Here is a 24,213-nt window from a genome sequence, read left to right as displayed (position 1 = left end):
TCACGGCTGTCCGCTATTCGGACAGCGGTGGTGGTCGGCGTCCTCACGTCTGCTTTACTTGCCCGCATGACCACGACGAGCAGCCGCACCCTTGCGACCGAGGCGACGATGACGCCCGGTGCTCGTTGTATGTGTCGAATGTGCGCCTTCTGAGGGCCCCTGCACCACCAGTTCTCGCGCCCCGAAGCGAGACCCGGGTTCGCCTGCGCACAGCCCGCTGACACGACTCAGCACCGCTTCCTGCCCGTGGGGAGCGAGATTCTGCCGCGCCCGGCCACCGGATCCTCCCGCATGAATGCCCCGTGCCCGGCGCCACCCGTGCCGCGCACTCGACTGTGACGGACATCCACGTGATCACCACCCAGGGCCTCACCAAGGTCTACCGCTCGCGCGGCCGAGAGGTCACCGCCCTCGACGGCGTCGATCTGCACGTGCGCGAAGGCGAGGTGTACGGCGTCATCGGCCAGTCAGGCGCCGGCAAGTCCTCGCTCATCCGCTGCGTGAACCTCCTGGAACGCCCCACCTCCGGCACCGTGACGGTGGACGGCCAGAACCTCACCGCACTCGCCGGCCGCGGCCCGCGCGCAGGCCGCGAACTGCGCCAGGCGCGCAGCCGCATCGGCATGGTCTTCCAGCACTTCAACCTGCTGTCGTCGCGCACCGTGCAGGACAACATCGAGCTGCCGCTGGAAATCCTCGGCAAGTCGGGGGCGGAACGTTCCGCCAAGGCGCTCGAACTCCTCGACCTGGTCGGTCTCGCCGACAAGGCCAAGTCCTACCCGGCCCAGCTCTCCGGCGGCCAGAAGCAGCGCGTCGGCATCGCCCGCGCCCTCGCCGGCGACCCCAAGGTGCTCCTGTCCGACGAGGCGACGAGCGCCCTCGACCCGGAGACCACCCGCTCCATCCTCCAGCTGCTGCGCGACCTCAACCAGCAGCTCGGCCTGACCGTCCTGCTCATCACGCACGAGATGGACGTCGTCAAAACCGTCTGCGACTCCGCCGCCCTGATGGAGCGCGGGCGGATCGTCGAGTCCGGCACCGTCGGCGAACTCCTCGCGACCCCGGGCTCCGAACTCGCCGCCGCGCTCTTCCCCGTCAGCGGCGAGGCCTCCGGCGCCGACCGCACCGTCATCGACGTCACCTTCCACGGGGAGTCGACGACCCAGCCGGTCATCTCGCAGCTCTCGCGCACGTACAACATCGACATCTCGATCCTGGGCGCCGCGATGGACACCGTCGGCGGCAAGCAGGTCGGCCGGATGCGCATCGAACTGCCCGGCCGCTACGAGGAGAACGTCGTCCCCATCGGCTTCCTGCGCGAGCAGGGCCTCCAGGTCGACATCCAGGGGCACGACCAGGGCGCGTCCGTACTGCTGAAGGAAGGTGTGTCCAAGTGACCTGGTCGGAGATGCAGCCGCTGCTGTCCCAGGCGTGCTGGGACACCCTCTACATGGTCGGCTGGTCCACGCTGATCGCCGTCGTCGTCGGCCTGCCGCTGGGCGTCCTGCTGGTCCTCACCGACCGCGGCGGACTGCTCCAGAACACCGTGGCGAACAAGGTGATCGGGCAGATCGTGAACATCGTCCGCTCGATGCCCTTCATCGTCCTGATGGTCGCGCTGCTGTCCTTCACACGCTGGGTCGTCGGCACGACCATCGGCCGCGAGGCCGCCATCGTGCCGCTCGCCATCGGCGCCATCCCGTTCTTCGCGCGGCTCGTCGAGACGGCGGTGCGCGAGGTCGACGGCGGGCTCGTCGAGGCCGTGCAGTCGATGGGCGGCAACACCTGGACCGTGGTCCGCAAGGTCCTCGTGCCCGAGTCGCTGCCGTCGCTGATCTCGGCCACCACGACCACGATCGTCGCCATCATCGGCTACTCCGCGATGGCCGGCACGGTCGGCGCGGGCGGCCTCGGCGACCTCGCCATCCGCTACGGCTACCAGCGCTTCGAGACCGCCATGATGTGGATCATCGTCGCGATCCTCGCGGTCGTCATCGCGATCATCCAGTTCGCCGGCGACAGCGGCGCCCGGGTCCTGCACCGCCGTGCGGGCAAGGGCGGCGAACCGCTCCGCTTCCGCCTCCTCGGCGGCTTCCTGCCCGGCGGCCCGGCCGCCGCGGACGCCGCACCCGCCAAGACCTCCTGAGGCCTTGCCGCGGATTCCCCGACTCCCCGTCCCACCCGGCGGGTTGCACCACCCATGGAGAAAGGCACTTTTCGTGCGTAACACCACCAAGATCACCGCAGCTGTCCTCGCCACCGGCGCCCTCACCCTGGGCCTGACCGCGTGTGGCGCCGATGACGCGGACAAGGCCGGCACCAAGGCCAAGGCGTCCGACCCGCTGGTCGTCGCGGCGACCCCGGTCCCGCACGCCGAGGTCCTCGAGTACATCCAGAAGAACCTGGCGAAGAAGGCCGGCCTCAACCTGGAGGTCAAGGAGTTCACGGACTACGTCCAGCCGAACACCGCCACCGAGGACGGCTCCGTCGACGCCAACTACTTCCAGACCGTCCCGTACCTGGAAGACTTCAACAAGAAGCACGGCACGCACCTCACGTCGGTCGCCACCGTTCACCTGGAGCCGCTCGGCCTCTACTCGCAGAAGGTCAAGAAGGTCGCCGACCTCAAGAAGGGCGGCACCATCGCCCTTCCGAACGACGCCGACAACGAGAGCCGCGCCCTGCGCTTCCTCGCCGCCAACGGGATCATCACCCTCAAGAGCGGCGCCGAGGCCACCGCGACCCCGCAGGACATCGCGAAGAACCCGAAGGACCTGACGTTCAAGGAGGTCGAGGCGGCCCAGACCCCGCGCTCCCTCGAGGACGTCGACGCCGCGGTCATCAACGGCAACTACGCGATCGGCGCCAAGCTCAGCCCCGCCAAGGACGCCCTCGTCCTGGAGTCGACGAAGAACAACAAGTACAACAACGTGCTCGCCGTCAAGGAGGGCAACGAGAACGACCCGCGCGTGAAGAAGCTCGCGAAGCTGCTCACTTCGCCCGAGGTGAAGAAGTTCATCGAGGACAAGTACAAGGGCTCGGTGCTCCCCTCTTTCTGATTCCGCGGATCAGAACGAGCGGACCACAAAGAGCGGACCACAAAGAGCGGATCAGAAAGAACTGACGCCGTACGCGCATGAATTCGGGGCCGCTCCCGTCAACGGGAGCGGCCCCCATGTGCAGTTACGTGCCTGCATGCTGCATGCTGGGCACTTCACCCCGGCCGACACGAGGGACGCAGGCGGCCACGAAGGTTACGGAGCGGCGCATGACGAACACCTTCCCCGAGATCTCCATCAGCACGGAGCGCTTGGTGCTGCGCCCTCTCGACGAGGACGACGTCCCCGCCCTGGCCGAGATGATGAACGACGAGCTCGTCGCCGCCTGGACCTCGGTGCCGCAGCCGTTCACGGAGGACGGCGCCCGCACCTGGATCACCGAGTACGCGCCCCGGGAGCGCACGGCCGGTGCCGGACTCGACCTCGCCGTCACCGAGTTCCTCACCCAGCGCCTGGTCGGCGTCGTCCGGCTCACCAAGACCAACTGGCACGTGCGCGCCACCGAGCTGTCGTACATCGTCGCCCCCTGGGCGCGCGGCGAGGGCTACGCCTCGGAGGCCGCGCTCGCGACGGCCCAGTGGCTCTTCCGCGACCAGCGGTTCGAGCGGATCGAACTGCGCACCGCCGCGGACAACACCGCCTCCCAGCAGGTCGCCCAGAAGATCGGCTGCATCAGCGAGGGCGTCCTGCGCAACGCCTGCATAGCGCGTACGCGTACCGAGGACGGCAGCTGGGTCGACGTCCGCACCGACTTCATCGTGTGGAGCCTGCTCCCCGAGGACCTCGAAGGCGTCACCGAGCAGCTGGCCGAGGCCGGCGGATTCACCGCCTTCTCGGACTGGAACTGACCCGGACGGGAACTGACCCGGACGGGAACCGACCCGGACTGGAACCGACCCGGACGGGAAGCGGTCCGTAGAGGAGGCGGCCCCGGCAGCGGACGCCGGGACCGGAACCCGCCCACAGGCGACGGCCAGACCCAGCAGGTACGCTCTCGGTGCCCCGCCCGGCCCTGCCCACCGGCGGCCCCCTGAGTACCAATCGCACCCCTCCCTGGAGACTGACGACGATGGCCGACCGGGTCACGGTGATCGGCTGGGACGGCTCGCCCCTGACCGCGGCAGCCCGTTCCGCACTGGGCGCGGCCACCCTCGTGGCCGGCGCGGCGCACCACCTGGCGCTGCCCGAAGTCCCCCCGCGCGCCGAGCGGATCCGCCTCGGCAGCGTGTCCCTCGCCGCCCGCCGGATCACCGGGCACCGCGGCACCGCCGTGGTCCTCGCCGACGGCGACCCCGGCTTCTTCGGCGTCGTCCGCACCCTGCGCGCCCCCGAGTACGGCCTGGAGGTCGAGGTCGTCCCGGCCGTCTCCTCCGTCGCCCAGGCCTTCGCCCGCGCGGGCATGCCCTGGGACGACGCACAGGTGGTCGTCGCACACCGCCGCACCCTGCGACGCGCGGTGAATGTGTGTCGCGCCCACACCAAGGTCGCGGTTCTCACCTCGCCCGGTGCCGGGCCCGCCGAGCTCGGCCTCCTGCTCGAAGGGGTGCACCGCACCTTCGTCATCTGCGAGGAACTCGGCACCGAGCGCGAACAGGTCACCGTCGTCACCTCCGACAAGGCCGCCGACCACACCTGGCGCGACCCCAACGTCGTCATCGTCATCGGCGGCACCGTCTCCGGCCCGACCGGGCACGGCAACTGGCTCGCGGGCGGCGACCCCGACTCCCCGCCCCGCGGCTGGGCGCTGCCCGCCGCCGAGTACGCCGGCCCCTTCGGCGAGGGCGAGACCGAGCAGCTGCGCGCGACCCAACTCGCCCGTCTCGGGCCGCGAACCGGCGACCTGGTGTGGGACATCGGCTGCGGCAGCGGCGCGTTCACCGCCGAGGCCGCCCGGTTCGGCGCCGCCGTCATCGCCGTCGACCGGGACGCGGACGCCTGCGCCCGCACCCTGGCCGCCGCCCGCCGCTTCGGCGTCCAGGCGCAGATCGTCCACGGCACGGCCCCGCTCGCCCTGGAGGATCTGCCGGAACCCGATGTCGTACGCGTCGGGGGCGGGGGAGCGGAGGTCGTCTCCGCGGTCGCCGACCGCAGGCCCGCGCGGATCGTCACGCACGCCGCGACACGCGACGAGGCCGAACTCGTCGGCAGGACTCTGACCGAACACGGTTACGACGTCGAGTGCGCCCTGCTGCAATCCGTCGAACTGGACACGCGTGCCTGGACGGAGAAGGAACGGACCGTGGGATTCCTGCTCTCCGGGCAGCTGGGGCGGCGCGAAGCGTCTCGTTGAGGGGCGGTGGTCGGGCGACGGGCGGGCCTGCCGGACCGCCACCCGTGACCCGGACGGCCCAGTACGCGCGGTAGGCTGGCCGATCGTTGTACCGCACCGAGACGTCCGGCATTTCGTCGGCCAATGTCCGGAAAACGCGCCAGCATTGGGGCGCGTGTGGTACGACGCCGACCGGAGGACGCGCAACGTGGCGCAGTCCACAGAAGGCCATGGGCGATCTACGTTCCGTGGCCGCGGTCCGACCGGGACAATGCCTGTTGTCCGGGGCGGTTCGTGCCGCGCGGCGCGCATGCTCGTTCACCATGACGAGCGGTTGACGCGCTGCTCCGGTCAAGGGGGTTGCTCCCGAGGCCAACGGCCGGGAGCGGCCAGGAAGTTCTCATCGATGGGCGAGGGGTAGGCATGACCGACACCGGTCAGGTTCCGGGCGAGGGGCTGCCGGAGAACGCAGGCACGGTGGAACAGCCGGGCGTTCCTGCCCCGGGTGCGTACACCTACCTCGATCCCGCCGACGCCACCGCGGAGGACGACGAGCTCCTCCTCATGCCGGGTTCCCAGGGGGCCTGGGGCCAGCCGCAGGCCGCTCCCGCGGGGATGCCCGCGCAGCAGCAGTACGCACAGCCGCCCGCCGGGCCCGTCGCGCACGAGCCGGGCCCGCACGAGATGGCCGGCCGCGACAGCGGACACCACGACCTCGGCGGCATGCACATGCCGGGCCAGGCGCCCGCGCCCGTCGCCGCCGGCCAGGGCCCCGCCCGCCGCCCGCTGCACATGGGCCCGCCGATGCCGGAGGCGGGCGGCAGCCCCGTGCGCTCGCTCGCCGACCGCGGCCCCGCGCAGCAGGCCCCGCACAACCCGATGCCCGCGCGTCAGGCCGGCCCGCCCACCACGGGCCCCGAGTACCTCGACATCCCGCCGCAGGGCGCCGCCCCGTGGCAGCCCGCCGAGGCGCAGCCCCAGCCGGGTTACGAAATGCCGCAGGCCCCCGCAGAAACGGTCGTTCCGGACGCGTACGCCGCTCCGCAGGACCTCGCCGCCGCTCCGCAGTTCGTGCCGGTGGCCGAGCCCACCCCGGTCGCCGCCTACGTCGGCCAGGCCGAGCAGGCCGGTCCGGTCGACCCGTACGCGGCGCAGCAGGAGGCCGCCCCGCAGCCGCTCGGCCAGTTCGTGCCCGTCGAGGGCTCCGTGCCCACGACCCCGCACCTGGCGCCGACCCCGCCGCAGGCCATGTCCGTACCGCCGCTGCCGGAGCCCGCCGCCGAGCCGGTGGTGGAGCCGACCCCCGAGCCGGCCGCCGAGCCGCTCGTCCAGCCGGTCGTCGAGGCCGAGCCGATCCAGCAGCCGGTGGAGCCCGTCGAGCCGATGGCCCCCGCCGCCCCGGCGGAGCCGGTGGCCGAGCAGCAGCCCGTCGTCGAGCCGGTCGCCGAGCCCGTGGTGGAGCCGCAGCAGCAGGCCGAGGCGCCGATCGCGCCGGAGCCTGTCGCGGCCGAGTCGGTGCAGCAGCCCGAGGCCGAGCAGCAGGCGCCCGCCGAGGTCCCGGTCCAGGAGACCGAGCCCGTCGAGATCGCCGAACCGGTCGAGGCCCCCGTGGCGCCGCAGCCCGTGGCGGAGCAGTTCGCGCAGCCGGAGCAGGCCGAGCAGGCCGCACAGGCTGCCGAGCAGGGCGTACAGGCTGAACAGGCTGTACCTGCTGTGCAGTCGGTGCAGGCCGTGCAGGTCGAGGCCGCGGCCGCCGTTCCGGCCCCGCGCGACGGCGGCCCCGCCGCGGTCCCGGCCCCCGAGCCGGTCGCGCCGCAGGGCCCCGTCGCCGAGGACGACGAGCCGGACCTCATCGAGGTCGCTCCCGAGCCCGTGCAGGAGGCCCCCGAGGCCGAGCAGCAGGCCGCGGCCCCCGGCTACGACGACGCCGAGCGCGAGGCCGTCCTGCGCGTGATGCGCGAGCGCCGCGACATCCGCAACGGCTTCCGCAGCGACCCGATCCCGCACGAGGTGCTGCTCCGCGTCCTGGAGGCGGCCCACACGGCGCCGTCCGTCGGCCACTCCCAGCCGTGGGACTTCGTCGTCATCCGCTCGGCGGAGACCCGCCGCACGATGCACGAGCTGGCCATGCGGCAGAAGGACGCGTACGCGAAGTCCCTGCCCAAGGGCCGCGCGAAGCAGTTCAAGGAACTGAAGATCGAGGCCATCCTCGACACCCCGGTGAACATCGTGGTCACCGCCGACCCGACCCGCGGCGGCCGCCACACCCTGGGCCGTCACACGCAGCCGCAGATGGCCCCGTACTCCTCCGCGCTCGCGGTCGAGAACCTGTGGCTCGCGGCCCGCGCCGAGGGCCTCGGCGTCGGCTGGGTCTCGTTCTTCGACGAGCGCGAGATGGTCCGCACGCTGGGCCTGCCCGAGCACCTCGAAGTCGTCGCCTACCTCTGCGTCGGTTACGTCGACGAGTTCCCGGACGAGCCCGAGCTGATGCAGGCCGGGTGGGCCAAGCGCCGTCCGCTGTCCTGGGTCGTCCACGAGGAGACGTACGGGCGCCGCGCGCTGCCCGGCGAGGACCCGCACGACCTGCTCTCCGAGACCGTCTCCAACATCCGCCCGCTGGACGCCAAGGCGCTCGGCGAGGCGTGGGAGCGCCAGAAGCGCATGACGAAGCCCGCGGGCGCGCTCGGCATGCTGGAGATCATCTCCGCGCAGCTGTCCGGCCTGTCCCGGATGTGCCCGCCCCCGATCCCGGAGCCCGCGGCCGTCGCGATCTTCGCGGGCGACCACGGCGTGCACGCCCAGGGCGTCACCCCCTGGCCCCAGGAGGTGACCGGCCAGATGGTCGCGAACTTCCTCGGCGGGGGAGCGGTCTGCAACGCGTTCGCGAACCAGGTCGGCGCCGAGGTCTGTGTCATCGACGTGGGCGTCGCCTCCGAACTCCCGGCCACGCCGGGCCTGTTGCCGCGCAAGGTCCGCGCGGGCACCGCCGACATGACGACCGGACCGGCCCTGACCCGTGAAGAGGTCAAGGCCGCCATCGAGGTCGGCATCGAGACGGCCCGCGACCTGGTCGCGGCAGGCAACAAGGCGCTCCTGACGGGCGAGATGGGCATCGCCAACACCACGGCGTCGGCGGCCCTCATCTCCGTCTACACCGAGGTCGACCCGGCCGAGGTCACCGGCCGCGGCACCGGCATCAACGACGAGACGCACGCCCGCAAGATCGAGGTCGTGCGCCGCGCCCTGGACGTCCACAAGCCCGACCCGGCGGACCCGATCGGCGTTCTCTCGGCGGTCGGCGGCCTGGAGCACGCGGCCATGGTCGGCCTGCTCCTGGGCGGCGCCTCGCTGCGCACCCCGGTGATCCTGGACGGCGTCAGCGCCGGAGCGGCCGCCCTGGTCGCCCGCGCCATCGCCCCCGAGGTCCTGGCGGCCTGCATCGCCGGCCACCGCAGCGCGGAGCCCGGCCACGTGGCGGCCCTGAACAAGCTGGGCCTGCGCCCCCTGGTCGACCTCGACCTCCGCCTCGGCGAGGGCACGGGCGCCCTGCTCGCCCTCCCGATCGTGCAGAGCGCGGCCCGGGCGATGCACGAGGTGGCGACGTTCGACTCGGCGGGCGTCACCGAGAAGTAGCCGGTACGAAGCTGTCAGCAGGCGTTCCGCCCGCACAGAAAGGGCGGAACGCCTCCTCACACCCACCTCGCCCCCTCGCTGTGGGCAGGCGTTCCGTACGGCGGAACGGGTGGGCACAGCGCCATGGCGCGGGGTGACCATCGCAGCGGCCTCGACATAAGCTGCCCCCACCAGAACCTGCACGTCACAGGGCTCCAGCGTCGCAGCCCAAAGAGCCCAGCCGCACCAGGAGCCACACGAGATGCCGTCCGCACAGCACCCCGCCTACCCCGTAGGCCTCCGCCTCACAGGCCGCAAGACGATAGTCATCGGCGGCGGCCAGGTGGCCCAGCGCAGGCTGCCCGCGCTGATCGCGGCAGGCGCCGACATCACCCTCGTCTCCCCGTCGGCCACCCCTTCGGTCGAGGCCATGGCGGACGCGGGCGAGATCACCTGGGTGCGGCGCCGCTACGAGGACGGCGACCTCGCCGACGCCTGGTACGTGCTGATCGCGACGGCCGACCGCAAGGCCAACGACGAGGCGTCCGCCGAAGCGGAGCGGGGCCGCACCTGGTGCGTCCGCTCCGACGACGCCGACGCCGCGACCGCCTGGACCCCGGCCACCGGCCGCACCGAGGGCGTCACCGTCGCCGTCCTCTCCTCCGAGGCCGCCGACCGCGACCCGCGCCGCACGGCCACCATCCGCGACGCCCTCGTCGAGGCCCTCCGCGACGGCACGGTCAGCGCCGAGCGCACCCGCACCCCGGGCGTCGCCCTGGTCGGCGGCGGCCCCGGCGACCCCGACCTGATCACGGTCCGCGGCCGCCGGCTGCTCGCCGAGGCCGACGTGGTCATCGCCGACCGCCTCGGCCCCCGCGACCTGCTCGACGAACTCCCGCCGCACGTCGAGGTGATCGACGCCGCGAAGATCCCGTACGGTCGGCAGATGGGCCAGGAGGCGATCAACCAGGCCCTCATCGACCACGCCAAGCAGGGCAAGGCCGTGGTCCGCCTCAAGGGCGGCGACCCGTACGTCTTCGGCCGCGGCATGGAGGAGGCCCAGGCGCTGGCCGCCGAGGGCATCCCGGTCACCGTCGTGCCCGGCATCTCCAGCTCGATCAGCGTCCCCGGCGCGGCCGGCATCCCGGTCACGCACCGCGGTGTGGCGCACGAGTTCACCGTGGTCAGCGGCCACGTGGCGCCCGACGACGAGCGCTCCCTGGTCGACTGGTCCGCGATGGCCCGGCTGACCGGCACCCTCGTGATCCTCATGGGCGTCGACAAGATCGGGAAGATCGCCGCGGCCCTGATCGCCCACGGGAAGCCGGGCGACACCCCCGTCGCCCTGATCCAGGAGGGCACCACGGCCGCCCAGCGCCGCGTCGACGCGACCCTCGACACGGTCGGCGAGAAGGCCGTCGCGGAGGGCGTGAAGCCGCCGGCCGTCATCGTCGTCGGCGCGGTCGTCCGCGAGAACCCCGACAAGTAACCGGCGACACGCAACCGGACCACCCGAGTAACCAGCGGTAACGGAACCCGTCCCGAGCCGTTGGCACCACACCGAGAACAAGGCAGTATCGACCCGTGGCTGAACCCAAAGGTCTCATCACCATCGAGGACCCCGACGACCCGCGCCTGCGTGACTACACGGGCCTGACCGACGTCGAGCTGCGCCGCAAGCGCGAACCGGCCGAGGGCCTGTTCATCGCCGAGGGCGAGAAGGTGATCCGCCGGGCCAAGCTCGCCGGGTACGAGATGCGCTCGATGCTGCTCTCCGCGAAGTGGGTCGACGTCATGCGCGACGTCATCGACGAGGTCCCGGCCCCGGTGTACGCGGTCGCGCCCGACCTGGCCGAACAGGTCACGGGCTACCACGTGCACCGCGGCGCCCTCGCCTCCATGCAGCGCAAGCCGCTGCCCACGGCCGAGGAGCTCCTCACCACGGCCCGCCGAGTGGTGATCATGGAATCCGTGAACGATCACACCAACATCGGCGCGATCTTCCGGTCGGCCGCCGCGCTCGGCATGGACGCGGTGCTGCTCTCCCCGGACTGCGCGGACCCGCTCTACCGCCGCTCGGTGAAGGTCTCCATGGGCGCGGTCTTCTCCGTCCCGTACGCCCGCCTGGAAGCCTGGCCCAAGGGCCTGGAGACGGTCCGCGACGCGGGCTTCAACCTCCTGGCGCTCACCCCCGCCGAACAGGCCAAGTCCCTCGACGAGGTGGCCCCGCACCGCATGGACCGCGTCGCGCTGATGCTGGGCGCCGAGGGCGACGGTCTGACCACGAAGGCCCTGATGGCGGCGGACGAATGGGTCCGCATCCCGATGGCCCACGGAGTGGACTCGCTGAACGTGGGAGCGGCGGCCGCGGTCGCGTTCTACGCGGTGGCCACCGGCCGTCCGGAGCTCTGACTCAGCTCTCCCGGTCGGGAGCGGGCTGCTGCCGCGCGGCGGTCGAGTGCGGTACGCCGAAGTCGCCGAGCCCGCGCGACGGCCCCTGGCAGCCCTGCATCGCCGCGATCGCGAGCGCCACGAGCAGCGTCACCACCACGAACACGAAGAGCCGCTGCCCCAGCAGCCGGGGGTTGGCGGGCCGCAGCCGCTTGCCGGTCCCCGTCCCGTTCGTACGGGGAGCGGGGCGCCCGGCGCCACTGCGCGGAGCGGGCCTGCTGCCGGACCGCGACGAGGTGGTGCGGGCGGGCCCGCCCGACCTGCCGTTGCTGGGCCGCGGCGCCGGTGTCCCCGGCTGCGTACGCCGCTGGGTGCGCTGCCGCTCGTGCCGCTCGTGCTGCTCGTAGGTGTCGGCGAGCCGCCCCGTCGGCCGGTCCTGCTCGGCGACCCGCGGCGCCGGCGGTCGCGCCTCGCCCAGACCCTGCGCCTCGCGGGCCGCGATCTCCTTGAGCCGCAGCGACAGTTGCAGGGTGCTCGGCCGCTCCTCCGGGTCCTTGGCGAGGCACGCGCGCAGCAACGGCGCGAGGGCGTCCGGCACCCCGTGCAGCTGCGCCTCCTCGTGCACGACGCGGTAGAGCATCACCTCGGAACTGCCGTGCCCGAAGGGCGAGTCACCCATGGCGGAGTACGCGAGCGTGGCCCCGAGGGCGAAGACGTCGGTGGCGGGCGTGACGGCGGCGCCGCGCACCTGCTCGGGCGCGAGGAAGCCGGGGGAGCCCACGGCGGTGCCCACGTGCGTCAGCGTCGAGGCCCCGGTCGCCCACGCGATGCCGAAGTCGATGATCCGCGGCCCCTTCGGGGACAGCAGGATGTTGGACGGCTTGAGATCCCGGTGGACCACGCCCGCCTCGTGCACGGCGACGAGCCCCTCCGACAGCGCGGCACCCACGGCCGCGACATCGGCCGCGGACAACGGCCCTTCCTCGGCGACCTTGTCGTGCAGCGAGGGCCCGGGCACGTACTGCGTCGCGAACCACGGCCGCTCGGCCTCCAGATCGGCGGCGACCAGGCGCGCGGTGCAGCCGCCGCGGATCCGCCGGGCGGCGGACACCTCGCGCGCGAACCGCGACCTGAACTCCTGATCCTCCGCCAGATCCGGCCTGATCACCTTGAGCGCGACCCGCTGCCCCCGCCGGTCGGAACCCAGATAGACGACACCCATGCCGCCGGCCCCGAGCCGTCTGTGCAGCCTGAACGAGCCGACGACGCGCGGGTCCTCGCGCCTCAGGCGCATCATCGCCATCTTCATCCCCGCTGCTGACCGGTCCGTCTGACGAGCCACAGCTTACGTTTCCGCGGCCGACTGCGCGCAGAGGCCGCGCCCTCGCGGCAGATTCGATTGTCAGTGCCCGGTGGGACACTTGAAAGGTGGTCAGGGAGCGCGGGAACAGGGCGGCTTGAGGCTGCCCGGACTCCCAACCACCCGTCGCAGAAGGGGGATTGGGCCCATGAAGGGTGATCGTGTCGAGATAGTCGTGGATGCCGGGGACACGACACGTACGTACGAGGTGGTGGCCAGCCGCGCAGGTCGCAGAGTGGAGACCGCGGTGCGCAGGGGAGTCGTGGAAGTGAGCGAAGTCACCCGCTCCGGTTCCGTGGTGCGCACCGCGCGCTTCATGGCGACCCGCGTCCTGGCTCTGGTCGAGCAGCCGGTGCCGCGGGAGGAGACGGGGGAGAAGGAGGCCCGTACCGGACGTCCCCTCGGGGAAGACCCCGAGACCGAGTAGGTCTTCCGGCTTCCGTCTCCACCCAGGGGAGTAGATGAGACGGGAGCGCTCATCCTCCGGGAGGCCCGGCAATCGGTACGAGGGCATGACGCCCCGGACGGTCGGCGCCCATAGATTTGAGGTCAAGCGGCGGGTACAGCACTCGTCCCCCGAGGTCAGGTGCCCGCCGCTGCCACAACCGAAGATCCATGAAGTGATCCACAGATTTCGACCGGGAGAGGACCATGGCGGACACGGCATCGCGGACCACACTGCTCCGCACACGGATCCGCAGGCCGTACCCGCCTGCGACCGGCCGCCGCCACCCCCTGGTGGCCACGGCCATGGTTCTCCCTCTCGCGGCCCTGCTCGTCGTCGTCTTCGGCGGCTGGGACGCGATGGTCACACAGGCGTCGTCCGTGGGCGTGATGCTGGGGCGCTGAGCGGCGCCTCCAGGCCCGGAAGAGCGGTCCGGGCGGGGACATCCGGCCATGAAACCCCGTGGGGACGGGGGTGCGGCGGACGGCACAAATACTGCGCGCAGCTGGGGAGCTGCGCGCAGTATTGCTTTCCGGGCCAGGTCCCCCCGGGACCGCCTTCCGGCCGGTGCCCCGGTGGGACGGAGCGGTACAGCCGGTATCCGGCGGCGGGCAGGAGCCGTAGGCTCGGCGCGACCACGCACCACACCCGGGGGATCCCGTGAACAGCATCTCGTCGGCCTCGCCCATCCTGCCGGAGCTGCGCGCCAGGGCCCGGACGGCTGCCCACCCCACCGGCATACCGTGCGTCTGCGGCGCGGCCACGCTCGCCGACCGCCCCGACGGCGCCGTCGTCCGGCACGGCGACACGGTCGCGAAGGCGCACGCCCCCGGCACCGACCCGGCCGCCCTCGGACTCCGCCTCGCCGTGGCCGCGCACCCCGCCCTCAAGGGCGTACTCCTGGCGCCGCTGCGGCCCGAGGTCTCGCCGCTGCAGGGCCGCCTGGTCACGTTCTGGCCGTACGGCACCCCCGTCGACCCCGAGCACCCCGAACACGCGCCGTGGGAGGCCGCGGGCGCCCTCCTGGCACGACTGCACACCACCCCCGCGCACCGGCTGCCGCCCGCCCTGCCGGCCATGAGAGGCCCGCGGAAGGCGGCCCGCGCACTGGACCGCCTGAGAGCCGAGGCGCCCGGTCACCCCGCCGTGGAGCCCGTCCTCGCCGCCTGGCGCACGCTGCCCCCGTGGGCCCGCGCGGAAGCCCCGTACGACCACGCCCGCGCCCTGACCCACGGCGACCTCCACCTCGGCCAGCTGGTCCGCCACCCCGCCGACTCCTCGACCTGGCTCCTCATCGACGTCGACGACCTCGGACTCGGCGACCCCGCCTGGGACTTGGCCCGCCCTGCCGCCTGGTTCGCCTGCGGTCTGCTGCCCGCGGAGGAGTGGACCCGATTCCTCGGCGCCTACCAACGCACAGGCGGCGCGAAGGAACTGGGCCTGGACGACCCCTGGCCCGCCCTGGACGTCCCGGCCCGCGCCCTCACCGCCCAGACGGCCGCGCTCGCCGTGGCGAAGGCCGTCACCGCCGGACGGGAACTGGACGAGGTGGAGGAGGCGGTCGTCGACGCCTGTGCCCGAATGGCATCCGTACCGCCGCAGTTGGGGTCCGATCCGGCCAAGTAGGGTGCGGGGGACGGAAGCCGGGAAGTGTTCCGGCGAAGCAGCACCGACCGGCGAGGAGTTGAGCCGACCATGCAGTGTCCCAAGTGCCATGCACCGATGCACACCTACAACCGCAATGGCGTCCAGATCGAGCAGTGCAGCGGTTGCCGCGGGATATTCCTGGACTACGGCGAGCTGGAGTCGCTGACCCGCCTGGAGTCCCAGTGGCAGCAGCAGGTCCCGCCGGCCCCGCCCGCTCCACAGGCCTACCCGGCCGCCCCCGCCCCGGCGTGGGGCGCGCCGCACCACGGCGGCCACCACGGTGGGCACCACAGCCACCACCACAAGAGCTTCGGCCGGATGCTCTTCTCCTCCTGAGCGGCACGAACGACATCAGGCCCCCGGTCCGAGGACCGGGGGCCTGATGGCTGGTGCGCGATACTGGGATTGAACCAGTGACCTCTTCCGTGTCAGGGAAGCGCTCTCCCGCTGAGCTAATCGCGCGGGGGTCCTTGCGGACCTGTGGACGATACTGGGATTGAACCAGTGACCTCTTCCGTGTCAGGGAAGCGCTCTCCCGCTGAGCTAATCGTCCGGGTGGGCTGGAAGCCAGTGCGCGATACTGGGATTGAACCAGTGACCTCTTCCGTGTCAGGGAAGCGCTCTCCCGCTGAGCTAATCGCGCGGGACGGATCAGGAACGGACCGGAGTCCGAAGATCCAGTGCGCGATACTGGGATTGAACCAGTGACCTCTTCCGTGTCAGGGAAGCGCTCTCCCGCTGAGCTAATCGCGCTTGGAGGTGGAGACGGGATTTGAACCCGTGTAGACGGCTTTGCAGGCCGTTGCCTCGCCTCTCGGCCACTCCACCAAGGAGCGTAGGGGTTCGGGAAGATCCCCCACATCCGAGCGAACGACCGGGTTCGAACCGGCGACCTCAACCTTGGCAAGGTTGCGCTCTACCAACTGAGCTACGTTCGCGTGTCTTTCCGGCCCGCTTCCGCGTCCCGGCGACGTGTTGAACTCTAGCGGATTCCCGGGGGAGGTCCAAAACGCGTTTGCGCAGCGTGCTGCGGTGCGATCCCCGGCGTGACCACCGGAGCGACCACCGCACCTCCACCCCAGGTCACCGCGTCGTCACCGGCCATAGACTCGAAACCGTGCACGACTCCTCCTCCCCGCCCCCGCTCGCCCGCTTCGGCGAGATCGTCGCGACCGATCTCCAGGACGTCACCGATGACCCCGCCGCCCTGGACTCCAGCGGCTTCTGGGCGGTCAGCGCGGACTTCGAGGGGCGTCTGGTGTGCGCCCGCTTCGGGAACGTCCGCGAGGAACCGGTGCCCGCGCCGCGCCCCGGCGCCTGGCAGGGGCCCGCCGCGGCGGACTGGGTGTCCTCGCTCGACCACGCCGCGTACACGGAAGGCGTGCGCCGGATACGCGCGTACATCGCGACCGGCGAGGTCTACCAGGCCAACCTCTGCCGCGTGCTGTCCGCGCCGGTGCCCGCGGACGCCGACGTCGACGCCCTCACCGCTCTCCTCGCGCGCGGGAACCCCGCTCCTTATGGGGGCACCATCAGGCTCCCCGGCCACGGAGTGGAGATCGCGACGGCCTCGCCCGAGCTGTTCCTGCGCCGCGACGGGCGGGTCGTGGAGTCAGGACCCATCAAGGGCACCGGCCGCACCGAGGCCGACCTCCTGGAGAAGGACTACGCCGAGAACGTGATGATCGTGGACCTGGTCCGCAACGACCTCGGCATCGCCTGCGCGACGGGGACGGTGACCGTGCCCGATCTGTGCGCGGTCGAGAAGCACCCGGGCCTCGTCCACCTCGTCTCCACCGTGCGCGGCGAACTGCGAGCGGGCGCCGGCTGGCCCGAGCTGCTCGACGCCGCGTTCCCGCCCGGCTCCGTGACCGGCGCCCCCAAGTCCAGCGCACTGCGGATCATCGACGAACTGGAGACGGCACCGCGCGGCCCTTACTGCGGCGGCGTCGGCTGGGTCGACGCGGACCGGGGCACGGGGGAGCTGGCCGTCGGCATCCGTACCTTCTGGATCGACCGCGCCGCCGGCGTGCTGCGCTTCGGCACCGGGGCCGGGATCACCTGGGGCTCCGACCCCGAGGGGGAGTGGCGGGAGACCGAACTGAAGGCGGCGCGACTGCTCGCGGTAGCGTCGGGAACCCACGGGGACGTCTAGGGCGTGTTTCGAAAGTCCCGTCGTCCGCCCGAAGGGCGGGCCCCGCGGCGTCTGGTGCGTGCGATCGCAAGGCGCCGGAGCGTCCTAATAGCGGAGCTATTCGGGCGTTTCGGCAACGCCGCGAGCGTGCGTGCCAGGCGTCGCGGGGCAGGCGGGACTTTCGAAACACGCCCTAGTCCACGCAAGTTGGAGGGACCGAAGTTGAAGATCTGGCTCGACGGCGGGCTGCACGACACCGAGACCGCGCGCGTCTCCGTCTTCGACCACGGGCTGACCGTGGGCGACGGCATCTTCGAGACGGTGAAGACGGTCGACGGCAAGCCGTTCGCGCTCAGCCGCCACCTCGACCGCCTCACCCGCTCCGCGCAGGGCCTCGGCCTGCCCGAGCCGGACCTCGACGAGGTGCGCCGCGCCTGCGCCGCGGTCGTCGAGGCCAACCCGATGGCGCTCGGCCGGCTCCGCATCACCTACACCGGCGGCCTCTCGCCGCTCGGCTCGGACCGCGGCGAGGCGGGCACGACGCTCGTCGTGGCGCTCGGCGAGGTCCAGCGCCGCCCCGACACCACCGCGGTGATCACCGTCCCGTGGACCCGCAACGAGCGGGGTGCTCTCGCGGGCCTGAAGACCACCTCGTACGCGGAGAACGTCGTAGCCCTCGCCCGTGCCCGCGAACACGGCGCGTCCGAGGCCCTGTTCGCGAACACCGTGGGGCGGCTGTGCGAGGGCACGGGCTCCAATGTCTTCGTCGTGCTCGACGGAGAGATCCACACCCCGCCGGTCGCCTCGGGCTGTCTGGCCGGCATCACGCGCGCCCTCGCCGTCGAGTGGACCGGCGCCCAGGAGACCGACCTGCCGCTGTCGGTGCTCGCCGAGGCCGACGAGGTGTTCCTGACCTCGACGCTGCGCGACGTCCAGGCCGTGCACCGGGTCGACGACCGCGGCCTCACGGACGCCCCGGGGCCGGTCACCGCCCAGGCGATGAAGGTGTGGGACGAGCGGGCCGCGGACGACCTGGACCCGTGAGCCGGCACCGGTGATTCCGCTGTCGCCAAAGCCGTGGGGGCGGGTACAACACCGGTGATGACCACCACCCTGCGGCCGACCGAGCCGCTCCAGCGCAGTGCCGACGGCACCCGTTCACGCCACTACGCGGTGTGCGTGAACAGCCGCCCCGTCGGCACGCTCCACCTCGCCACGCACCCCGCGTTCGGCCCGTCCGTCGCCCAGATACGCGATCTGCGCATCGACGAGCGGGACCGGGGGCGAGGCCGCGGCACGGTCGCCGCGCTCGCCGCGGAGGAAGTGGCCCGCAGCTGGAACTGCCGCCGCGTCGAGGCGTCGGTCCCCGCGCACCAGGTGGAGCTGCTGCGGCTCGCCGGCGCGCTCGGATACGTGGAGCGCAACCGGAACATGGCCAAGGCGCTGCCGCAGCGGCCGCCCGTCCTGCCGCCCGGCAGCGTCGGACGGCGCATGACGGAGGCCGAGTACGGGCCGTGGCTGGCCCGCGAGAAGGCGAGCTACGAGCGCACCCTCGTCGAGCGGGGCACGACGGAGCGGGAGGCCCACGAGAAGTCCGAGCGCGACCACGCGGCCCTGCTGCCCGAGGGCGTCGGAACCCCGGACGTCCTGATCAGCGTCCTGGAGCACGAGGGGGAGAGCGTCGGAACGCTCTGGCTGGCCCAGCGCCCCGACGGCGCCTTCGTCTTCGACGTCGAGGTGGCGGCCGATCACCGGGGGCACGGCCACGGCCGCTCCCTGATGCTGCACGCCGAGGCGGACGCGCTCGCCGCGGGCGCCACCCGGATCGGCCTCAACGTCTTCGCGGACAACACCCCGGCGCGGCGCCTGTACGAGTCGCTCGGCTACGAGCCGGTCCAGTACCACCTCTACAAGCCACTGCTGTAGCCGAGCGGGTCGGGGGAGGTGGCGGCACATCGCCGCGCCGCCCGGCACGCACGCTCGCCGCACCCGCCCAAGTCCCGAGTCGCTCGGCCGGCAGGACCTTCGTACGGCACGGTGATCGCACGCACCGAACGACGCGGGAACGCAGCTCTACTTCGCGTGACCCGCTTGGCCGGCGAGCAGCCGGTCGGCGATTTCCTCGATCCGTGCGCGCAGCCCGCTCTGGTCCTTGCTGCCGTCCAGGAGCTCGCCCCCGATCTCGTACGTCGGAGTGCCCTTGACGCCGATCACCTTGCCCTCGGCCTGGTCGGCGTCGACGATCAGGATGTGCCGGCCGTCGACGAGGGCGGTGTCGAACTCCTCGGCGTCCAGGCCGATCCGGCCCGCCACCTCGACGAGGACCGGCTCGCCCGCCGCGTCGAACCGCTCGACGTCGGCGAGCACCGCCGCCACGTACTCCCAGCCCTTGCCCTGCGCGAACGCCTCCTCGGCGGCCTGGGCGCCGGCGAAGGAGTGCTTGTGCTTGTCGAGCGGGAAGTGCCGCAGGCGGATCTCGAGGCGGTCGCCGTAGCGCTCGCGCAGCGCGCGGATGTCGTCGAGGGCCGTGCGGCAGTCGGGACACTGCAGCTCGCACCAGACATCGAGGACCGGGGCCGGGTTCGGGGCGTTCATGGGGCCAGTCTCCCAGGCCCGCTCGCGGCGGCCCAACCAGGACCTGTGGAGGAGAGGGACCCGGAGATCTCCCTGAGGTCCGTCCCGGCCGTGGCCGCGGGCCCCTTCGGCGGTGCACGATGGAAGGGGCGAACCGCCCCGATGCCGACCGATACGCCCCAGTCCAGGAGGACCGGATGATTGCCGAGACCGTCTGTTCCGCCGCGTCCGTGGCGGGCCTGGGCATCGCCGCGGTCACCGCGTACCGCAAGCGGTTCCTCGCGGCCGCCCGGCTGGCCGCCTACTCCCTCGTCCCGCTGGGCCTGGTGATGACCGGCGCGGTCGAGTGGGCCGTGGACACCGCGTTCAGCCCGACCGCGTGGGCCGGCTTCGGCGTGCTCGGCGCGGCCTGGCTGATGTTCATGGGCACCCGCGCCGTCGAGCGCCGCGGCGGCGGCACCCGCAAGGAGCGCAAGGCCGCCAAGGCCGCCGCGCGGCGCGAGGCCGTGGCGCCGGCCGCGTCCGCCCCCTCGCTCGCCCGGAGCCCGCGCAGCGCCCCCGTCGCCCAGCCCGGGCCGAAGGCGGGCGCGGGGGACGACTTCAGCGACATCGAGGCGATCCTGAAGAAGCACGGGATCTGACGGCGCTCGTCAAACGGCGCCCCGCAGAAGGGGGTTGGAGACCACCCGCTCGCGCTCCGCGCGCGCTGGTGGCCAACGTGCGTCCACGGCAGGGCAGTTCGAGTGGGTGCACGCCGGGCGCGGACGGCCCGCGCCCGTGCGGACGTACGTACGACATGCCCCGTCGATGCGTACAGATGACCGTGCCCGGGGTCACGTAATCCGGCGAACTGCCGCCCGGGACGCGCGTGTTGACCACCTGGCGCCGATCGCCTGCGCCATCATCACCGCGAGATGCTGGACACACCGCAGCTGGACGAACAGCTGAACGCAGAGACGAACGAGGCGCCCCCGGTGCCCGCTCCCGTGACCCCGAACCCCGACGCCGAGCGCGGCTGCCTCTTCGCGCTCTCCCAGCCACCGCTGATGATCTTCCTGGCGGTGATCGGCTTTCTGCTCATGATGGCCGCCCTGCACGACCTCCTGCTGCTGTGAACGCCACCGTGCGCGGGCTCAGCCCGCGGCCTCCTTGCGGCGCGCCCGGTACGCGGCCACGTGCAGCCGGTTCCCGCACGTGCGGCTGTCGCAGTAGCGGCGCGAGCGGTTGCGGGACAGATCCACGAACGCGTGCCGGCAGTCCGGCGCGTCACAGCGCCGCAACCGCTCCTGTTCCCCGGCGACCACGAAGAACGCAAGGGCCATCCCGCAGTCGGCCGCCAGGTGGTCCTCGACCGAGGCGCCGGGCGCGAAGTAGTGCACGTGCCAGTCGTAGCCGTCGTGGTCCGTCAGGCGCGGGGTGGTGCCCGCGGCGGCGATCAGTTCGTTGATCAACTCCGCGGCGGCGCGGGGGTCGGGTGCCGCGAACACCTCGCCGAACCGGTCACGCACCGCACGCACCGCGGCGAGCTCACGCTCCGCGAGCACGCCCACATCGCTGATCTCGTGCTTTCGTACGAAATCTTCGAGGGCCGGCAGATCCGTGAGCCTGTCCGCCGTGCCGGCGGCGTCGTCCGGTGCGGTGTTCACCAGATCCACCACGGTGTCGAGCGCGCACCGGGTGTCGTGGGTGATCAGCACGATTCGCTCCCTGGCCTGGGGGGTCGGGCCTGCGCCCGCCGATGCTGGCCGAGCCTAGCGCCTGTCCCTGTCCGTGGGGCCCGGGGAGCAGGCCGACGCCGTCGCCGTGGAAGGTCCCACGGCGACGGCGCCGGATGTCTGCCGTATGCGGTTGTCGTGCTGTCCTGCTGTGGTGAAGGTGCTCAGACCCGTGCCGTCTCCCCGAGTGGACGGCACGGGGCGCTCTCGCGCTGCCTGACACCGGCTGGGAACCGGCGCGGGCGTCCTCGCGCGGCTAGCTCTCCGCGAGGATGTGCGAGAGCTCCTGATCGAGGTCGAAGTGACGGTGTTCCGTGCCGGGTGGCACGGCGGCGTCCGTCCGCTTCAGGAACGACTCGAGGGCCCGTGCCGGGGCCTCGAGCAGAGCTTCTCCCTCCGGGGAACTCAGGGCGATGCAGACGACGCCCTGACCATGGCTGCGGGACGGCCAGACTCGGACGTCTCCGGTGCCGGTCGGCCGGTGAAGGCCTTCGGCGAGGAGGTCGCGGGCAAACACCCACTCGACCGTCTCTTCGGCTCCGGTGTGGAAGGTGGCGTGCACGGCATACGGATCGGCCGTGTCATACCGCAGTCCTGCGGGAACAGGCAGTGAGGACTCGCTCGACACAACGAGGCGCAGGTGCAGCTCGCAGCTGACCGTGGTGTTCATAAGCGCCAGGGCCTTTCGCTCAGTGTGCGCTCGGGGATTCGCACGTCGGCGAAATCGACATGCCACCTACGGTGCCGTTGTAAACCCCTCTGAGTGTTTTGGACGTCTTTAGGTAGCTCGTACGGCCGAGTCTTTCTTGTAGGGGAACGGCCATTCCAGTGACGGGATTGGTTCCGGTAGGTTTGGCTGTATGAATACGGGGAGTGACGAGGCGGCCGGGACGGCCGCCGACACCGACGACACCGGGTCCGAGTCCGAGGCGAAGCCGCTGGGCTCACGGGCCCCGGAGTTCATCCAGGCGCGCAGGGCGCTCCATCTGAGCTGGCAGGTCGGCGTCTTCGTGGTGGGCCTCGCGGTCGTCGTCGCGGGCATCATCATGCTGCCGCTGCCGGGTCCCGGATGGCTGGTGATCTTCGGTGGCATGGCGATCTGGGCGACCGAGTTCGTCTGGGCGCAGCTGGTGCTGCGGTGGACGAAGCGCAAGGTCACCGAGGCCACGCAGAAGGCGCTCGATCCGAGGGTGCGGCGGCGGAACATCATCCTGACGACGGTCGGCCTGGTGATCGTCGCGGTGCTCGTGGGTATCTACGTGTGGAAGTTCGGCTTCGAGATGCCGTGGAACATCAAGCAGTGACGGCACGGTGATCACCTGCGGCGCGGGATGGTCTCAGGCACCCCCTGACATGGGGTAATGTTCTTCCTGCGCCGGGCGATTAGCTCAGTGGGAGAGCGCTTCGTTCACACCGAAGAGGTCACTGGTTCGAACCCAGTATCGCCCACCCGGAACCGAGGGCCCCGGAGACGTCGAGTCTCCGGGGCCCTCGGTGTACGTGTGTCAGGGTCCCGGCCCCGCAGCTCCTGTGCGGCGCCTCCTGTGTAACGGTTCAGACCGCCCTGCACCCCTGCTCCGACCTGCGTGTTCGAAGCGCTTCGATCCAAATCTTTGTCCGAACCGTTGACGTCCTCCCGCCCCGTCTCTACCTTTGCCCGGCAAGCGCTTTCCTAAAACGATTCAATGCGCAGGTGGAGGGGCGAACTGTGCCTAGCAACAGGGATCTTGACCGGCGTGGCCTGCTGAAGGTCACGGGGGCGTCGGTCGCGGCACTCGGACTGACGGCGGCCGGGTGTGGTGGCAACGACGGCGGGTCGGGTGACGGTGGCCCCGTCACCCTCCGGTACGCGTGGTGGGGCGGCGAGCCGCGGGCTGTCGCCATCAAGAAGACGATCAAGCTCTTCGAGAAGAAGTACCCGAAGATCAAGATCAAGGCGGAATTCACCGATTACGCGTCCTTCTGGGAGAAGTTCCAGACGCAGGCCTCCGGCGGAAATCCGCCGGACGTCTTCCAGGATGCGGTCGCCTTCCTGCGCAAGTACGACAAGCGTGGCGTGCTGATGGATCTCAAGTCGCAGTCGGACGCCGGGAATTTGAGCCTCAAGAACTTCCGCAACGGAGTTCTGACGGCAGGTCAGGTGGACGGAAAGCAGCTCGGAATTCCCGTCGGTGCCAACACCATGTCGCTCGTGATCGACCTCAAGGCCTTCAAGAAGGCGGGCGTCGAGGCGAAGTTCGGCTGGACCTGGGACGAGTACTTCACCGCGCTGCAGACGGTCCAGGACAAGCTGAAGATCGCCGGCGACACCGGCTACGGCGGCATCATGTACCTCTACGACCTCTACCTGCGGCAGAACGGCAAGGCGTTCTACACCGACAGCGCTCTCGGCTTCACCGAGGACGACCTGACGCAGTGGTGGACCGACTACTACAAGCGGGTCAAGTCCGGCCTCGTGGCCGACCCCAGGAAGATCGAGCAGGTGCAGCCCAAGTCCGGTCTGTCCGCGGGGCTCGCCGCTTCGGAATTCACCTGGGACAACTTCTCCATCCGTTATGAGGGAGAGGGCGAATCCGACTACGGCATCGCGCCCATTCCCACGACGGACGGCAAGCAGACCGGCCAGTACCTCGGCTCGCTGATGCTCAGCGCCTTCTCCGGGACCAAGCACCCGAAGGAAGCGGCCCAGTTCATCGACTTCATGGTCCACGACCCCGAGGTCGGCAAGATCATGGGTTACGACCGCGGCATTCTCGCGACCCAGGAGCAGTACGACGCGTTCAAGCCCGCCGACGCGCAGAACAAGGCGATCGCGGCGTACGAGGACGAGGTCTCCAAGGCCGGAGTGCTCGGGAAGATCACTCCGCATCCGTCCGGCGCCGACGTCATCGAGGCGGCGTTCCTGCGGATCGGTGGAGAGGTCGCGCAGGGCAAGAGCAAGCCCGCCGCCGCGGCCAAGCAGTTGTTCAGCGAGGCCAAGGCCGCCTTCGCGGCCTGAGGGGACATT

23 protein-coding genes and 7 tRNA genes are annotated in these 24,213 nt (G+C 71.6%); 20 read left to right on the top strand and 10 right to left on the bottom strand.

What is annotated here, in order from left to right; all coding sequences use genetic code 11:
- The first annotated feature begins 350 nt into the window (after positions 1–350).
- From J3486_RS10480 to J3486_RS10445, 8 genes are all read left to right on the top strand, one after another.
- Positions 351–1,397: a methionine ABC transporter ATP-binding protein gene (locus tag J3486_RS10480; RefSeq protein ID WP_207819929.1), complete on the top strand. Its 1,047-nt coding sequence runs from the start codon at positions 351–353 to the stop codon at positions 1,395–1,397.
- A complete protein-coding gene (locus J3486_RS10475; RefSeq protein WP_207819928.1) occupies positions 1,394–2,146 on the top strand; it encodes a methionine ABC transporter permease in 753 nt (250 codons plus the stop codon). Before J3486_RS10480 ends, J3486_RS10475 begins: the two co-directional genes overlap by 4 nt.
- Positions 2,147–2,219: 73 nt before the next feature.
- Positions 2,220–3,059, top strand: a complete 840-nt coding sequence (locus J3486_RS10470) for a MetQ/NlpA family ABC transporter substrate-binding protein (protein WP_207819927.1) — start codon at positions 2,220–2,222, stop codon at positions 3,057–3,059.
- 209 nt (positions 3,060–3,268) lie between these two features.
- The gene (locus J3486_RS10465; protein ID WP_207819926.1) at positions 3,269–3,907 is read left to right on the top strand and encodes a GNAT family N-acetyltransferase; all 639 of its coding nucleotides are present in this window, start codon (positions 3,269–3,271) and stop codon (positions 3,905–3,907) included.
- Positions 3,908–4,128: 221 nt separating this feature from the next.
- Complete coding sequence (gene cbiE / locus J3486_RS10460; RefSeq protein ID WP_207819925.1) at positions 4,129–5,349, top strand: precorrin-6y C5,15-methyltransferase (decarboxylating) subunit CbiE; 1,221 nt, start codon at positions 4,129–4,131, stop codon at positions 5,347–5,349.
- 402 nt (positions 5,350–5,751) lie between these two features.
- Complete coding sequence (cobT, locus tag J3486_RS10455; protein WP_207819924.1) at positions 5,752–8,961, top strand: nicotinate-nucleotide--dimethylbenzimidazole phosphoribosyltransferase; 3,210 nt, start codon at positions 5,752–5,754, stop codon at positions 8,959–8,961.
- Between the two features lie 241 nt (positions 8,962–9,202).
- Positions 9,203–10,429: a uroporphyrinogen-III C-methyltransferase gene (cobA, locus tag J3486_RS10450; protein WP_207819923.1), complete on the top strand. Its 1,227-nt coding sequence runs from the start codon at positions 9,203–9,205 to the stop codon at positions 10,427–10,429.
- A gap of 95 nt (positions 10,430–10,524) precedes the next feature.
- Positions 10,525–11,352, top strand: a complete 828-nt coding sequence (locus J3486_RS10445; RefSeq protein ID WP_207819922.1) for an RNA methyltransferase — start codon at positions 10,525–10,527, stop codon at positions 11,350–11,352.
- 1 nt (position 11,353) lies between these two features.
- On the opposite strand, the gene J3486_RS10440 is transcribed toward J3486_RS10445, so the two are convergent.
- Positions 11,354–12,640 (bottom strand): serine/threonine-protein kinase, encoded by a 1,287-nt coding sequence (locus J3486_RS10440; RefSeq protein WP_207819921.1) that lies wholly within the window; start codon positions 12,638–12,640, stop codon positions 11,354–11,356.
- 199 nt (positions 12,641–12,839) lie between these two features.
- Here J3486_RS10440 and J3486_RS10435 point away from each other — a divergent pair, with 199 nt between their 5' ends.
- The 4 genes from J3486_RS10435 to J3486_RS10420 all read left to right on the top strand — a co-directional run bounded on the left by J3486_RS10435 (position 12,840) and on the right by J3486_RS10420 (position 15,119).
- Positions 12,840–13,118, top strand: coding sequence for a hypothetical protein (locus tag J3486_RS10435; protein ID WP_207819920.1), 279 nt, complete (start codon positions 12,840–12,842; stop codon positions 13,116–13,118).
- 224 nt (positions 13,119–13,342) lie between these two features.
- On the top strand, positions 13,343–13,540 hold the full coding sequence (locus tag J3486_RS10430; protein WP_207819919.1) for a hypothetical protein: 198 nt from the start codon (positions 13,343–13,345) through the stop codon (positions 13,538–13,540).
- Positions 13,541–13,796: 256 nt separating this feature from the next.
- Positions 13,797–14,762, top strand: coding sequence for a phosphotransferase family protein (locus J3486_RS10425; protein ID WP_374194713.1), 966 nt, complete (start codon positions 13,797–13,799; stop codon positions 14,760–14,762).
- Between the two features lie 69 nt (positions 14,763–14,831).
- Positions 14,832–15,119, top strand: coding sequence for a zf-TFIIB domain-containing protein (locus J3486_RS10420; RefSeq protein ID WP_207819918.1), 288 nt, complete (start codon positions 14,832–14,834; stop codon positions 15,117–15,119).
- Between the two features lie 51 nt (positions 15,120–15,170).
- Here the strand turns inward: J3486_RS10420 and J3486_RS10415 are convergent.
- From J3486_RS10415 to J3486_RS10390, 6 genes are all read right to left on the bottom strand, one after another.
- Positions 15,171–15,245 (bottom strand) — tRNA-Val (locus J3486_RS10415).
- Positions 15,246–15,264: 19 nt separating this feature from the next.
- Positions 15,265–15,336, bottom strand: a tRNA-Val gene (locus J3486_RS10410).
- 18 nt (positions 15,337–15,354) lie between these two features.
- Positions 15,355–15,426: transfer RNA gene (locus J3486_RS10405), tRNA-Val, on the bottom strand.
- A gap of 38 nt (positions 15,427–15,464) precedes the next feature.
- Positions 15,465–15,536: transfer RNA gene (locus J3486_RS10400), tRNA-Val, on the bottom strand.
- A 1-nt stretch (position 15,537) separates the two neighbouring features.
- Positions 15,538–15,611: transfer RNA gene (locus J3486_RS10395), tRNA-Cys, on the bottom strand.
- 37 nt (positions 15,612–15,648) lie between these two features.
- Positions 15,649–15,721 (bottom strand) — tRNA-Gly (locus J3486_RS10390).
- A 179-nt stretch (positions 15,722–15,900) separates the two neighbouring features.
- Here J3486_RS10390 and J3486_RS10385 point away from each other — a divergent pair.
- The 3 genes from J3486_RS10385 (at position 15,901) to J3486_RS10375 (ending at position 18,843) form a co-directional block, all read left to right on the top strand.
- Complete coding sequence (locus J3486_RS10385; protein ID WP_207819917.1) at positions 15,901–16,938, top strand: chorismate-binding protein; 1,038 nt, start codon at positions 15,901–15,903, stop codon at positions 16,936–16,938.
- A 201-nt stretch (positions 16,939–17,139) separates the two neighbouring features.
- Entirely contained in the window at positions 17,140–17,961 is an 822-nt protein-coding gene (locus J3486_RS10380; RefSeq protein ID WP_207819916.1) for an aminotransferase class IV, read from the top strand.
- Positions 17,962–18,018: 57 nt separating this feature from the next.
- Entirely contained in the window at positions 18,019–18,843 is an 825-nt protein-coding gene (locus J3486_RS10375; RefSeq protein WP_207819915.1) for a GNAT family N-acetyltransferase, read from the top strand.
- 147 nt (positions 18,844–18,990) lie between these two features.
- Here the strand turns inward: J3486_RS10375 and J3486_RS10370 are convergent, their stop codons facing one another.
- Positions 18,991–19,512 carry a DsbA family protein gene (locus J3486_RS10370; protein ID WP_207819914.1) on the bottom strand — a complete coding sequence of 174 codons (522 nt, stop codon included), beginning with the start codon at positions 19,510–19,512 and terminating at the stop codon, positions 18,991–18,993.
- Positions 19,513–19,688: 176 nt separating this feature from the next.
- On the opposite strand from J3486_RS10370, the gene J3486_RS10365 reads away from it, so the two are divergent.
- The gene (locus tag J3486_RS10365; protein ID WP_207819913.1) at positions 19,689–20,132 is read left to right on the top strand and encodes a hypothetical protein; all 444 of its coding nucleotides are present in this window, start codon (positions 19,689–19,691) and stop codon (positions 20,130–20,132) included.
- A 273-nt stretch (positions 20,133–20,405) separates the two neighbouring features.
- Entirely contained in the window at positions 20,406–20,606 is a 201-nt protein-coding gene (locus J3486_RS10360; protein ID WP_207819912.1) for a hypothetical protein, read from the top strand.
- 18 nt (positions 20,607–20,624) lie between these two features.
- Here the strand turns inward: J3486_RS10360 and J3486_RS10355 are convergent, their stop codons facing one another.
- Positions 20,625–21,188: a CGNR zinc finger domain-containing protein gene (locus J3486_RS10355; RefSeq protein ID WP_207819911.1), complete on the bottom strand. Its 564-nt coding sequence runs from the start codon at positions 21,186–21,188 to the stop codon at positions 20,625–20,627.
- A gap of 274 nt (positions 21,189–21,462) precedes the next feature.
- Positions 21,463–21,876, bottom strand: coding sequence for an SsgA family sporulation/cell division regulator (locus J3486_RS10350; RefSeq protein WP_004002642.1), 414 nt, complete (start codon positions 21,874–21,876; stop codon positions 21,463–21,465).
- Between the two features lie 190 nt (positions 21,877–22,066).
- Here J3486_RS10350 and J3486_RS10345 point away from each other — a divergent pair, with 190 nt between their 5' ends.
- The 3 genes from J3486_RS10345 (at position 22,067) to J3486_RS10335 (ending at position 24,204) form a co-directional block, all read left to right on the top strand.
- Complete coding sequence (locus J3486_RS10345) at positions 22,067–22,510, top strand: TIGR02611 family protein (protein WP_207819910.1); 444 nt, start codon at positions 22,067–22,069, stop codon at positions 22,508–22,510.
- 73 nt (positions 22,511–22,583) lie between these two features.
- Positions 22,584–22,655: transfer RNA gene (locus J3486_RS10340), tRNA-Val, on the top strand.
- A 259-nt stretch (positions 22,656–22,914) separates the two neighbouring features.
- Positions 22,915–24,204, top strand: a complete 1,290-nt coding sequence (locus J3486_RS10335; RefSeq protein WP_207819909.1) for an ABC transporter substrate-binding protein — start codon at positions 22,915–22,917, stop codon at positions 24,202–24,204.
- Positions 24,205–24,213 lie beyond the last annotated feature (9 nt).

The organism is Streptomyces sp. VRA16 Mangrove soil (genome assembly GCF_017377775.1).
Taxonomy (GTDB): domain Bacteria; phylum Actinomycetota; class Actinomycetes; order Streptomycetales; family Streptomycetaceae; genus Streptomyces.
The sequence above is the reverse complement of the archived record's forward strand: the minus strand, read 5'-3'. Positions and strand labels throughout refer to the sequence as shown.